A 13,713-nucleotide genomic window follows, 5' to 3' on the forward strand; every position below is an offset into this window, starting at 1 on the left:
CATAAAAGATAACAGGGATATCGCTTATCGGAAAAAACTACAATGATGATGATGAACCGCCCATCTCTCCTTTCTTCCAGCTTCCTTCTCCCAACTTCCATCTTCCCTCTCCATTCCCATATTTCTACAGAATCGCATCATAGGTTTGTGATAATTAATGACAAAATTGAAAAATGGTTCGAATATTCAAGATCCCCCTGCTAGTAGCCATCATTACCTTTGCCTGGACGAATGTACATTCCCAGACCCAGGTTCCTATAAAACAGCTACTGGAAACAGCCACAAAAAACTACCCCGCAATTCTTGCCGCAGAGGCACAAAAGGAGGCATCCGGAGAAAGGGTCAAATCCACCAGGCGTACAATTATACCCGATATTAATGCTTCTGCCCAGGCCAACTATTCGACTTATAACAACCTCACCGGGATGTTCTATCCTGAATACATTTTACCGGTGAGCGGTCCCCCATCTACTGAGAATCTCAACAATATGGTCTGGGGTTCGGCTGCCGGTTTGCTCATGAAATGGGAGCCTTACACCTTCGGACGCAGAGGCAATGAGATAAAAGCAGCCGAAAGCACCTATGAGGCCGGGGTGGCCATGAAAAGCCTTACGCTATTGGAACATAACGTGCAATTATCTAGCACCTACCTGGATTACCTCCTCGCCCTTCAAATCCTGGATGTACTGGAAAGCGATCGGAAAAGAGCCGAAGCAAATTACGAACAAGCCGTAAGCCTGGCTACTTCCGGATTGGTTTCGGGGGTGGATACGGCACGTTTTCATACCGAACTATCCAAGACGAAAATTAAGATCCTGCAACAACAAAATATCCTTCATGAATATAAAGCAACACTGTCGGAATTGGTTGCGGCTGATTTACCTGAAAACCTGGTGGATTCGACCTTTTTTAGAATATTACCACAGTTATTAGGAGATACAGAAATGATCCATCCGAGAGAACAGTTGGCTATAGCCGAGTGGAAAACATCACAATTCCAATATAAAGCGGAGAAACTAAGCTGGCTGCCCACCCTAAGTGTATTGGGTACTGCTTATGGTCGTGGTTCCGGTGTGCAGCTCAGCAACAACGGCACCACCTTTGTCGATAACCCGTCTGACGGATTTAATATCAACCGGTTCAATTATGGCATTGGTGTACAACTTGCCATACCGCTGACCCAGATCAGCCGCTATCAAACCCAGTGGAAAGCAAAGGAACTGGAAGCTGAAGCCGATAAACAGAAACTGGAAGAAGTTCGCCTGGCCCTCAACAAGCAAAAGTCCGTTGCTGATAACACATTAATCACTGCACTGGCCATTGCCGGGGAAACACCTGTACAATTCCAGGATGCCCGTTATGCGTATGAAGCCATACAATCCCAGTACCAGGCAGGGCTGATAACCTTTACGGAGCTGATTGAAGCCCGGAATGAGCTGGTAACAGCAGAAATCGAACTTCGAAGATCCTATTGGGAAGCCTGGAAAGCATTACTGTATGTAGCCGCCATAAATGGTAACCTGGAAATCTTTTTAAACCAATTGTAGAGATGATCAAACTAATAATATCTGCTTTAAGGAAACCTTTAACGGTTATGGTAGCTCTTTTGGCTATCGTGTTTTTTGCTGTGCTGGCTATCCGGAACATGTCGATCGATATATTCCCGAAGCTGGGTACACCCACTATATATGTGGCTCAAACGTATGGAGGTTTGGCTCCCAACCAAATAGAGGGTTTTATGACCTCCTACTACGAATATCATTTCCTTTACATTAATGGGATTAAGGAGGTGGAAAGCAAAACAATCCAGGGTGTATCCCTGATGAAGCTCACCTTTCATGAAGGAACCGATATGTCTCAGGCCCTGGCGGAAGTAGTGGCCCAGGTCAACCGGTCCAGGGCATTTATGCCTCCGGGTACCGTACCCCCTTTTATTACCCGTTTTGACGGAGGAGGCGCACCGGTAGGCCAATTGGTTTTTAGCAGTGAAACCCGGTCCTTGGGTGAAATACAAGATCTGGCGCTTTTTAAAGTACGCCCCAAATTTGCTTCTATCCCGGGCGTGTCAGCTCCTCCTCCCTTTGGCGGAAACCAGCGTACGGTGCTCATCAAGGCAGACCCTTCCAAGCTGCGTAGTTACAACATCAGCCCGGAAGAACTGGTTATGGCCATTGCCAAAGGCAACACCATATCTCCCTCGGGCAACATCCGGACAGCGGACAAACTCTTGATCGCAAATCAGAATACGGTGGTTAGTGATATTCAGGAACTGGCCAATATTCCCTTGAAGAAAGGGTCCGGTCCAGCAGTATATGTAAGGGATGTGGCCGAAGTACAAAATGGATCTGATGTAGCATCAGGCTATGCTCTGATCAATGGCAGCCGTTCGGTGTATATTCCTGTAACCAAACGGGCGAGCGCCTCCACTTGGGATGTCGTCAAGCGCATAAAGGCAAGCCTGCCGGAAATGCAGGCGGCTGTGCCGGATGACATCAAAGTAAGTTATGAATTTGATCAGTCGGGTTACGTGATCAACTCCCTGAAAACCCTGTCCTTTGAAGGGGTATTGGGAGCAGTGCTTACCGGCTTAATGGTATTGCTGTTCCTGGGTGACAGGCGCAGTGCACTCATTGTGGTTCTCACCATACCGCTTGCCATATTATCGGCAGTAGTGTGCCTCTATCTGACCGGACAGACAATCAATATCATGACATTAGGCGGACTGGCACTGGCGATAGGTATTCTCGTAGATGAATCGACTGTGACGATTGAAAATATCCACCGGCATCAGGAAATGGGCAAGACGAAGGCCCGGGCCATTCTGGATGCCTGCAAAGAAATTGCCTTGCCCAAACTCCTCATCCTGATCAGCATCCTTGCCGTATTTGTCCCGTCCTTTTTTATGAGCGGCACGCCCCGGGCCATGTTCTTACCGCTTACGCTGGCGGTAGGTTTTGCCATGATCGCCTCTTTTCTGCTTTCTCAAACCATGGTACCCATTCTTTCCAATTGGTTTTTGAAAGATCATGTTCCTAAAAACGAAGATGGAAAGTTTCAACGGTTTAGAAACCGGGTAACAGGATATACAAAAGGTATCACAAACATGGGCGGATGGGCCATCGGTATTTACCTGGTAGTCATTATTGCTATGCTTGCGTCCGTTTGGCAGTCTACCGGCACAGAGATATTTCCAAAAGTAAACTCCGGACAGTTGCAAGTCCGGTTAAGGATGCCCGATGGCACCCGTATCGAAAACACTGAAGAGAAAACAAAAAAATTCCTGGAGGTAGTAGACGAGGTGGTGGGTAGAGAAAATGTAGAGATCACTTCAGCATTTGTCGGCATCCAGCCTCCGAGCTACCCGGTCAATACTATTTTTCTATGGACAAGTGGTCCGCATGAGGCAGTTGTCAAGATCAAGCTGAAAGAAACAGGACAAGACTTGGACGTCCTCAAAGAAACCCTCAGGAAAAGCATAGCGGAAACCATACCTGAAATGCGCCTCTCTTTCGAACCTGCTGACCTGGTAGACCAGGTGATGAGCCAGGGGGCCAATACATCGGTGGAAATTGCCGTGCAGGGTAAAAACCTTGTTGAATCACGAAAATTTGCTGAAGAAATAAAGAACAGAATAGAAGGGTTATCTTTTATGCGGGATGTACAGTTTGGCATTCCGTTGAACTATCCTTCCATTGACCTGGAGTACGACCGTGTACGTGCCGGCCAGTTGGGCCTTACCATTGAAGACATCAGCCGGTCGGTAACGGCCTCCACTTCTTCCAGCCGTTTCACCCAGCCCAATTACTGGCTGGATGCCGGATCGGGTAATGCTTATCAAGTGCAGGTAGAGTTTCCACAATATATGGTAGATCAACCCGGTGATATCGAAAAGGTGCCGCTTAAATCGGAAAATGGAAAAACCGTCTATGTGGGTGACGTGAGCAAATGGAAACCGGCTACCGTGATTGGGGAATACGACCGCCTTAACCAGCAACGGTTCATCACCATCACAGGAAACCTGCATAACAAAGACCTGGGAAGCGCCATTAAAACCCTACGTAATGAGGTGAATGCAATGGGTGAACCACCTGCCGGGATGAGTGTTAAATTCAGAGGACTCGCAGAACCTCTCACCCAAACCTTTGATGAACTGAGCACCGGCCTTTTGCTGGCAGTAGCTGTAATATTTCTGCTACTGGCAGCCAGCTTTCAGTCGTTCCGGCTTTCCTTCGCAGTGCTATCTACTGTTCCTGCCGTCATAGCCGGATCCTTCCTTCTTATCTGGATAAGTGGGAACACGCTCAATATTCAATCTTTCATGGGCAGTATCATGGCCATAGGGGTGGCGGTGGCCAATGCCATTTTATTTGTCACCATAGCCGAGCAATATCGGAAAGATCAAAGACAAAACCCACACCTGGAAGGAATAAAGGATCGGTTGAGACCCATACTCATGACCAGCATTGCCATGATAGCTGGTATGACTCCTATGGCGCTTGGACTGGGCGAGGGAGGCGAGCAAACCGCCCCACTGGGGATAGCCGTGATTGGCGGGTTGCTGTTTTCCGTGTTTGCCACCGTGTTCATCCTGCCTTCCGTTTACTGGCAACTTACGGGAAGAAAACACTATAAGAGCATATCACTCGATCCGGACGATGAGCAGAGCGCCTATTTTGGACAGTAGTAAAATTTACATGAAACCAGAAAAAACAGTAAAGTTTAAACATAATGAGAAAATACATCCTACCAATTTTATATATGGCCATTGTTTCTGGCTGTTCGAATAAAGCTGAAAACAGCAACATGGAAAGCAAAGGTGGGCCGGCAAAAAAAGCGGAAATAATAACAGTGAGTTACGAAAATGCCCCACAGGCCCTGACACTCCCGGCAGAGTTGCATGCTTTTGAAAAGGCCGGGCTGAATGCCAGGGTGCAGGGATATGTAAGCGAGGTGCTGGTGGATATTGGTGATAAAGTAAAAAAAGGAGCAGTCCTGATAAAAATAGAAGCACCGGAAGTAAAGGCAGCTTATGCTGAAGCCCGTAGCGAGGTAGAGTCTGCCAGAGCAGATTATTTGAGTAGCAAAGATGTCTTTGAGCGGTTGGTGAAAGCCTCCGGAAAGCCTGGTACGGTTTCAGAATCCGACCTGATCAAAGCAAAGAACAAAGCTATGGCTGACAGCACCCGGCTGGTGGCAGCAGATTATACCGCCACGGCAAAGCAACAATTGCTGGATTATCTTACCATCCGGGCACCTTTCAACGGAGTGATCACCCAAAGGAATACCGATCCGGGAAATCTTGTCGGAGGAAATAATGGTGTCCCTTTGTTGGTGATCGAAAACAATCAAAAATTGCGGTTAAAGGTACCGGTGCCGGAAGCCTTGACCGGAAGTTCTGTGGCGGAGAACGCTGTGACATTTAAAGTAGAGCCATTTCCCGCGACATTGTTCAATGCAGATTTTTACCGGAGAGCCAGAAGCATCGATCCGGACACCCGCACAGAGATGTGGGAATTTATCGTGCACAATCAAAAAGGTGAGTTGAATGCAGGGCTTTTTGCAGAAATACAATTACATATTCAGCGAACCGGTGGAAGTATATGGGTACCTCAAAGTGCTGTATTGACCACCCTCCGTAGAAAAGCTGTGGGAAAGGTGGTAGAGGGTAAGCTGAAATGGGTAGAAGTAAAAACAGGCATGAAAAACGAAAGTACGGTTGAGGTGTTTGGCGCGCTTGATGCCGGGGATCACATCCTCTTGCAGCCCAATGAAGAAATGACAGAGGGAATGCCTATCAACTAACTTCCGTTTGTATGGGCCGTTTCTTTATCACGTTTCTGGTTTGGGCCATTTGCTATGCTACTTGCAAAGCCCAAACAAGTAAACCGGATACGATTTACGCAGAGTACGTTCAGGAAGAAATTCAGCTTGATGGCAAGCCGGATGAAGCAGTATGGAAGCGAGCCGTACATATCAAAAATTTCACACAGCGGGAATTGAACATTGGTGAACCGGCTACCGAAAGAACAGAAGTTGCGATTCTATATACTGCCAAAACCCTGTACATCGGGTTTTGGGGATATGACAGGAATCCTCAAAAGATAATAGCCCGCGAGATGAAAAGAGACTTTGACTGGGGAGGAGAAGACAATTTTGAGGTGATCATTGATACCTACAATGACGACCGCAACGGATTCCTGTTTGCTATCAATCCCAATGCGGCAAGAGCGGATGCGCAGGTTCTCAATAACGGTGAATCTTTTAATAAATTCTGGAATGGCGTTTGGGATGCCAAAACCACTATTACCGATGAAGGCTGGTTTGCAGAAATAGCCATCCCTTTTTCCACTTTAAAATTCCCCACTGATGCACAGGAGCAGATATGGGGCATCAACTTCGAGCGGAATATCCGCAGAAAGCGTGAGCAACTGCTTTGGCAGGGCTGGTCAAGGGATTCGGAGCTGGAACTGCTGAACAGGGCGGGGACATTGGCCGGCCTGGACAGCATCCTCAGCAAGGATTTTGTTGAAATAAAGCCTTATACTATTGGCGGTGGGGAATTTACACCCGGCCAGGAAGAGGGGCAATGGAATGCCGGTGGGGATATCAACTACCTTATTACACCCACCTTGCGGATGAACCTGACCTTTAATACCGACTTTGCGCAGGTGGAAGCCGACCGCCAGCAAATCAACCTGACCCGCTTTCCCCTGTTCTTCCCGGAACGCAGGTTGCGGTTTCCACAATATCACAGTCATGGGCATTTATCGCGAAGATTTTTCAGCGAAAAGTTTTAATCGTCCTGAATGGAAAAAACTCATAGCTGCGATCAAGGGGAATAAAGGTAAGAAACCCGAGAACATTTTATTTGTCAAATGGGACCGGTTCAGCCGCAACATAGAATATGCCTATGAGATGATCGGCATCCTGCGAAATCTCAATACACAGGCGGTGGCTATTGACCAACCTATTGATTTTGATATTCCTGAGAGTTCGGTCATGCTTGCGGTTTATTTATCGATTCCCGAAGCTGAAAATAACCGAAGGGCTTTGAATACATCAAATGGTATGCGCCGGGCAAGACAGGCCGGCAGATATCCTGGGAAGGCCCCTTTGGGGTATATCAACCAGATCTCTCCCGATGGAAAAAAATTCATCGCTCCAAAGCACCCCGAAGCAGATCTTATCATATGGTCCTTTCAGCAATTGGCAAAGCGATCTTTTACTATTGAGGAAGTCAGGAGAATGGCCTGTACAAAAGGATTGAAATGTGGAAAATCCAACTTCTGGAAACTTATCCGTAACCCTGCATACTGTGGCATTGTTACTGTTCCTCCAAGAGGAAGTGAAGAAATGGAATTTGTTAAAGCGCTCCATAAGCCTTTGATATCTGAGGAATTATTCAATGAAGTCCAGGCTTCCATCAAACGCAAAACGAGGCCGAAAGGAAAAACAAATGAACTAAAAAAAATATTTCCGTTACGAGGGTACTTGACCTGCCCACTATGCGGTCGGAAATTAACCGGCAGTGTTTCAAAAGGCAGTAGCAACAGTTATCCATACTATCATTGCCTTGGTGGGAAGTGCAAAGCGAGATTCAATGCTGACCGGGTAAACAGCTTATATAACGAAAAGCTGGAAAAACTGGTGCTTAAACAAGGGGCTATGGAGTTGCTCAAACTTATTCTTAAGGATGTAAATGTATCCGAGCAGCAATCTGAGTATTTACGAGAGAGAAGGCTGCTGCTGGATAAAATAGACGAACAGGAGATATTGATGACAAAAGCCAGGAAACTGTACATCAATGACAAAATAGAATTTGAGGATTTCAGTGAACTCAAAAAGGAATACAACCTTGCTTCAAAAGGCCTGAAAGAGGATCTGGACAGGATTAATGTTAGGCTTCATTTGTATGACAAATACAGTTACATGGAAGATGAGTCATATTTAAATATTTTCAGTAGATACAGAGACTTTGACATCGGTGACCAGAGAAAAATCATAAACCTGATAATGCCGGGAAATATAAACACCAAAACCCGCGACCTCGATTCTTTGGTATTAAACAATATTCTTTCAAAGATTTTAACCATCGAAAACAATCAGTTCGCAGCCTTGTCTGCCCAACCCTTATACATGATTAAATTTAAAAAAGATGAACTCAGTATATAAAGACACAAAGAGCTTTGGCGATAAGAAGGTGTCGACAAAGCATGCCATTGCAATCCTGGCTAAAAATAGCATCCAGGTAGATGAAGACGAGGCCACAGTCATTTTAAGCTTTCTTTATCTGGTTGCAAAAGTCCGTGGCCAAACCAGAGAGGAGATAGATACGGAAATCCTTTAGCGGAAATTGAACCGTAAAATATGTGTTAAAATAGTCTTTAAGACAGGTGTTGTATAATAGAAGCAGAAAAAGAGGGTATCATTCGATAATTATCGAACCGCTATTTATTTTAGCACAACACGCTGTATTTTAAAATACTTTGGTGTAGAAAAAAAGGAAACAGACTCATTCGTCCGTTTCCTTAAGTAGCTCTATTGAACAAATGTCGAACCTTTTTCTACGGGATTTGAGGTTGATGGAGGGGCTGTATAATATGTTTAAGTCTAAAAATTTGATCTAAGCATTGCCTGCTTTCGTAAAATTTCCAGGCCGGGGAAAATCGCCGGAATATTGAGGTCCTTCCAAAACACCTCAAGCTCAAATAATATCCTTTAATCCTGTTTTAAGGGGCTGGCTGGACTGAACTCGAACCATTTGGCGGAGGATTTGAGGTTGTTGAGTTGGGCTTTGTGAGTAAAAATTAAAGAATAATTTGGTTTTGGAAAGTGATCCGTTGATCCCTATAATTGCCAGTCTAACGCCGTCGCAATAGACAGACCCATTTTTTCACAATTTTTGTCTGACGTAGATAATCTTTACCAAACTACAAAAATATTTTTCTGTTAAAAACTACTTTCAAGTTTGACTGAGACTATTCTTATTGTTTTAAATTTCCAACAAGATTTAGGTATTGTATTGAGGGAAACTTAATATTTGAAATTATGTTTTTAATCCCAAATGAATGAAATTTGAAAATTTCTACAATATTTTTTATTTTATTATAATTATCTTTTCCTTACCTTTGTTTAAAATTTGAATGACCCTACAAACTAAATGAAGATAAAACTCAGTGATATTGCCCAACTACAATTTGGTTTATATACCAAGCCCTCAGATGAGGGAAATGCTGTCTATTTACAGGCAAAGCATTTTGATGATAGGGGAAATCAGACTGGGCAGATAGACACTTTCATTCAGATCGACCAAAAGAATGAATCTCACCTTCTGAAAGATGGCGACATTATTATGGTTGGAAAAGGAATGAGAAACTTCGCATGGACATATGACAAAGCCTTTGGCCCTGCCATTGCCTCCTCTATCTTCTTTGTCATCAAAACAGACCGATCAAGGGTAATACCAGAGTTCCTTACCACCTTATTTAATATGCCCCAAATGCAAGCATATTTTCAAACCCTGGGTGCTGGCAGCTCCATCCCTTCCATTCGGAAATCCGAATTGGAAGCATTAACGGTTAAGCTGCCTTCATTGGAGCTTCAGCAAAAGGCTATTGCGATTAAGCAGCTACATTACAAAGACATGGAAATATCCAATAAGATCATTTCCGAAAAGCAAAAGGTATATCAGGCAGTCATTAAGAATTTAATTTCAAGAAACTAACTTCATGCAGACATACAGCGAGTTTATAAAAAGATTTCAAAAATTGGCAAGAATTAAAATTTCCTATGCTATTGAAGTAGTGTTCCTTGCAAGTGATTTGGAATTAATTATTGAACATAAAGCGTATCAGAAATTCCAGAAAACTCAGAACAGATATACTTATCATCCTAAAGATAAAAACATCCCTGTAAAAGGACATTATCACATCTACCCCAATAATAGCAAAAAGGAAATCTATGCAGTAAACTTAGATGGCTCAGCCCATCACAAGAGTAATAGAGGTTTTCAGGTTCCCAAAAAGGAAGCTACGGAATTGCGAAAACTTGGTGTTCAAATTCCAGATAATAGGATTCTTGAACACAAGGAAGTATTCATCAATGAAAATTTAGAGTCATATTCCTCAATATTCATAATAATAAACGAATAGCATGAGTAAAAAATCGATTACCCAAGGTGAGATCAACAACATTGTCTGGAAAGCATGCGACACCTTTAGAGGTGTTATTGATCCTTCTCAATACAAGGACTACATCCTCACCACGCTTTTCGTAAAGTATGTTTCGGATGTATGGAAGGACAAAAAGAACTTCTATGCAGAAAAGTACAATGGTGATGAAATACGGGTCCAGCGAGCATTGAGAAACGAACGTTTCCAACTGCCGGATACCTGCACCTTCGACTACCTGTTTGAAAACCGTAATGCGGCAAATGTAGGCGAGCTGATCAACACGGCTCTTGAAAGCATGGAAGATGCTAACCGCAGCAAATTAGAACGTGTATTCCGAAACATAGATTTCAATTCAGAAGCCAATCTTGGTCAAACAAAAGACCGAAACAGAAGGCTTAAAAACCTCTTGGTGGATTTCTCTGCGCTGGATTTACAGCCCTCCCACCTGGAGGATAATGATGTGATAGGTGATGCTTATGAGTACCTGATTGAAAAGTTTGCCAGTGATGCCGGAAAGAAAGCGGGAGAATTTTACACCCCTGCTCAGGTATCAAAGCTATTGGCTAAGCTACTCAACCCACAGCCGGGCGACCGTATCATAGACCCCGCCTGCGGTTCGGGTTCTTTATTGATCAAACTTGCAAAACAGGTAGGCAGCAAAAACTTCTCTCTCTACGGACAGGAAATCAACGGAAGCACCTGGGCACTCGCTCGCATGAATATGTTTCTGCATGAGATAGATGACGCTACCATTGAATGGGGAGATACACTCAATAATCCAAAGCTTCTTGAGGGAGATAGTTTGCTTAAGGGAAACATAGTTGGGGCAAATCCTCCGTTCTCGCTAGATAAATGGGGTGCAGAGAATGCTATTTCTGACCAATTCAACCGATTCCACAGAGGAATTCCGCCCAAAAGTAAAGGTGACTATGCCTTCATCTCTCACATGATTGAGTCCACCTACCACGACAATGGTCGTGTAGGAGTAATACTGCCTCATGGAGCATTATTTAGAGGAAGTAGTGAGGGTAAAATCAGACAACAGTTGATTGAAGAAAATTTATTAGAAGCAGTGATTGGGCTACCTTCTCACCTCTTTTATGGAACTGGGATTCCTGCAATAATCCTAATCTTCAATAGAGCAAAAAATGAAAACACAGATGTGTTATTTATTGATGCCAGCCAAGATTATGATGACTCGAAAAGTCAAAATAAACTAAGAGATGAAGATATTCAGAGAATTGTAGAAACATATGAATCTTTTCAACAGTCAACTTCACTCCCTCTAAATACTGAAGTGGGATTAGAGTTGATTAGGAAATATGCGTACAGAGCAACACTTAAGGAAATAAGGAAAAATGATTACAACCTTAACATACCTAGATATGTGGATACATATGAAGAAGAAGAGCCGGTGAATGTTGCCGAGACTCAAAGGCAAATAGAATACTTAAAAAAAGACCTGACTGAAGTTGAGTCAAAGATGAATAAATATCTAAACGAGCTAGGTTTTTAATTATGAAAATTCCGGACAGCGTAAAACCAGGCATTCCAAAGTTACCTTCGAAAATCCCTTCTGGGTGGAATTTACTTACGATGAATAAGGTCTTCAATGAATTGAACAGAAAAGCTAAAGTTGAAGATGATGTCCTTTATGACTTAGTCACTGTTAAGAGAAGCCGAGGAGGCGTACAAAAAAGAGAAAGGCTAAGGGGTGATCAAATATCAGTTAAAAGTCAATTCTTTATAAAAGAGAATGATTTTTTAATTTCCAGACGACAAATTGTTCATGGTGCATGTGGTGTTGTACCTAAAGAACTAGACGGTTCTATAGTATCTAATGAATATTTAGTCTTAAAGGTCAATCCTGATTTTGATCTAAACTTTATAAAATACTATTCTCATAGTCAATATTTTCAACAAACATGTTTTCACTCAAGTATCGGTGTTCATGTTGAAAAAATGATTTTTAAACCACATTGGTGGTATAAATTCAAGCACATTCTCCCAAACCTGAAAGAGCAGAAAAAAATAGCATTGATTCTTTCAACCTGGGATAGTGTGATTCTTAAGTATGAACAAATAATTGATGTGTTATCCAAAAGGAACAAAGGGCTAGCACAGCAATTATTAACAGGAAAACTTAGACTTGAAGGTTATAATGATTCTTGGATCAATAAACCATTAGGGCATTTTTTTACAGAAAGAAAAGAAACAGGTTTTACTGAACTTCCTTTACTATCGGTTGGTGAATCGGGAGTTTACCCCCAAAACGGATCGAATAAAAAAGACACCTCCAATTCGGATAAAGAAAAATACAAAAGAATTTGTCCTGGAGATATTGGATACAATACTATGAGGATGTGGCAAGGCAGAAGCGCCATATCTGAATTAGAAGGCATAGTAAGTCCGGCCTATACCATAGTAACCCCAAAAAATAATGCGGATGTTCTGTTTTTCTCTTTTTTGTTTAAGCAAAGAAAAATGGTACACAAGTTTTTCAGAAACTCTCAAGGACTTGTTGATGACACTCTTAACTGCAAATTCAAGGACTTCAAGATTATTATGGTAGAAGTTCCAAATTCAATCAATGAGCAGAAAGCAATAGCAGCAGTACTTTCTGAAGCCAAGAAAGAACTAACAATATACCAACAGCAATTGGACATCTTAAAAGAGCAAAAGAAAGGCTTAATTCAAAAGCTATTGACGGGTGAGATAAGGGTAAACATAAAAGAAAACTGACATGAAATACCTTGTTTGGGACTTAAAACAGTTAAACCGTGGACAGAGAGTAAAAGTCACTTTGTCTGGTAATGCAGCAAATGTAAGATTGATGGATAGTTCGAATTACAGTAACTACAAGAATGGTAGGTCTCATCGCTACGCTGGCGGTCTAGTTACTAAATCCCCTGTTGTATTGGGTGTCCCAAGTTCTGGTCATTGGTATGTCACAGTCGATATGCAAGGACTCAAAGGCAGTACTAATGCAAGTGTACAGGTTCTCCCCTCTGCTTTACCCACGTATCAGGACGCTCCTCTTTCGTCAGTACCTTCATTAGTTCAGGGAAGAGGTGAATCACCATTTGACCATCAAGAGCATGATTACAGAGAGCATGATGTTTTCATTTCCCATGCTTCAGAAGACAAAGAAGAGATTGTAAGACCATTAGCTGTTGCTTTAAGAAATGCGGGGCTTTCTGTTTGGTATGACGAGTTTGAATTGAGAATTGGAGACAGTTTGCGACAGAAAATTGATAAAGGATTGGCCAAGAGCAAATTCGGAATAGTGGTTCTATCCAAAAACTTCATTAAGAAAGGTTGGACTAACTATGAATTGGATGGCATCATTACTCGGGTTATTGGTGGAGAACAAGTTTTATTACCAATATGGCATAATATCACCAAGCAGGAAGTAATTGACTACTCGCCCTCCTTGGCTGATAAACTAGCAAGGAACACTGCCAATTTCACTGTCAACGAAATTGCTGAGGAAATAGCGGAAGTAATTAATAATGCATAGCACATATGATTTAAAGCAAAT

Annotated in this window: 11 protein-coding genes; all 11 read left to right on the plus strand. The window is 42.9% G+C overall.

Annotation, left to right across the window (positions count from 1 at the left end):
- The first annotated feature begins 173 nt into the window (after window positions 1–173).
- The 11 genes from KZP23_RS04580 (at window position 174) to KZP23_RS04630 (ending at window position 13,692) form a co-directional block, all read left to right on the plus strand.
- Window positions 174–1,547 carry a TolC family protein gene (locus KZP23_RS04580; RefSeq protein WP_137402989.1) on the plus strand — a complete coding sequence of 458 codons (1,374 nt, stop codon included), beginning with the start codon at window positions 174–176 and terminating at the stop codon, window positions 1,545–1,547.
- Between the two features lie 2 nt (window positions 1,548–1,549).
- A complete protein-coding gene (locus KZP23_RS04585; protein WP_137402988.1) occupies window positions 1,550–4,684 on the plus strand; it encodes an efflux RND transporter permease subunit in 3,135 nt (1,044 codons plus the stop codon).
- Between the two features lie 44 nt (window positions 4,685–4,728).
- Window positions 4,729–5,802, plus strand: a complete 1,074-nt coding sequence (locus KZP23_RS04590) for an efflux RND transporter periplasmic adaptor subunit (RefSeq protein WP_137402987.1) — start codon at window positions 4,729–4,731, stop codon at window positions 5,800–5,802.
- Between the two features lie 11 nt (window positions 5,803–5,813).
- Entirely contained in the window at window positions 5,814–6,797 is a 984-nt protein-coding gene (locus KZP23_RS04595; RefSeq protein WP_137402986.1) for a carbohydrate binding family 9 domain-containing protein, read from the plus strand.
- Window positions 6,757–8,172, plus strand: a complete 1,416-nt coding sequence (locus tag KZP23_RS04600) for a recombinase family protein (protein WP_226334943.1) — start codon at window positions 6,757–6,759, stop codon at window positions 8,170–8,172. The genes KZP23_RS04595 and KZP23_RS04600 overlap by 41 nt, the downstream gene beginning before the upstream one ends.
- Window positions 8,156–8,347, plus strand: coding sequence for a hypothetical protein (locus KZP23_RS04605; protein ID WP_137402985.1), 192 nt, complete (start codon window positions 8,156–8,158; stop codon window positions 8,345–8,347). Before KZP23_RS04600 ends, KZP23_RS04605 begins: the two co-directional genes overlap by 17 nt.
- Window positions 8,348–9,160: 813 nt before the next feature.
- Window positions 9,161–9,724 carry a restriction endonuclease subunit S gene (locus KZP23_RS04610; protein WP_137402984.1) on the plus strand — a complete coding sequence of 188 codons (564 nt, stop codon included), beginning with the start codon at window positions 9,161–9,163 and terminating at the stop codon, window positions 9,722–9,724.
- A gap of 4 nt (window positions 9,725–9,728) precedes the next feature.
- Entirely contained in the window at window positions 9,729–10,151 is a 423-nt protein-coding gene (locus KZP23_RS04615; RefSeq protein ID WP_137402983.1) for a hypothetical protein, read from the plus strand.
- 1 nt (window position 10,152) lies between these two features.
- Entirely contained in the window at window positions 10,153–11,688 is a 1,536-nt protein-coding gene (locus KZP23_RS04620) for a type I restriction-modification system subunit M (protein WP_137402982.1), read from the plus strand.
- A gap of 2 nt (window positions 11,689–11,690) precedes the next feature.
- Window positions 11,691–12,914 carry a restriction endonuclease subunit S gene (locus tag KZP23_RS04625; RefSeq protein WP_137402981.1) on the plus strand — a complete coding sequence of 408 codons (1,224 nt, stop codon included), beginning with the start codon at window positions 11,691–11,693 and terminating at the stop codon, window positions 12,912–12,914.
- Between the two features lies 1 nt (window position 12,915).
- A complete protein-coding gene (locus tag KZP23_RS04630; RefSeq protein WP_137402980.1) occupies window positions 12,916–13,692 on the plus strand; it encodes a DUF1883 domain-containing protein in 777 nt (258 codons plus the stop codon).
- Window positions 13,693–13,713 lie beyond the last annotated feature (21 nt).

It is taken from the genome of Echinicola marina (genome assembly GCF_020463795.1).
In the GTDB taxonomy this organism is placed as follows: domain Bacteria; phylum Bacteroidota; class Bacteroidia; order Cytophagales; family Cyclobacteriaceae; genus Echinicola; species Echinicola marina.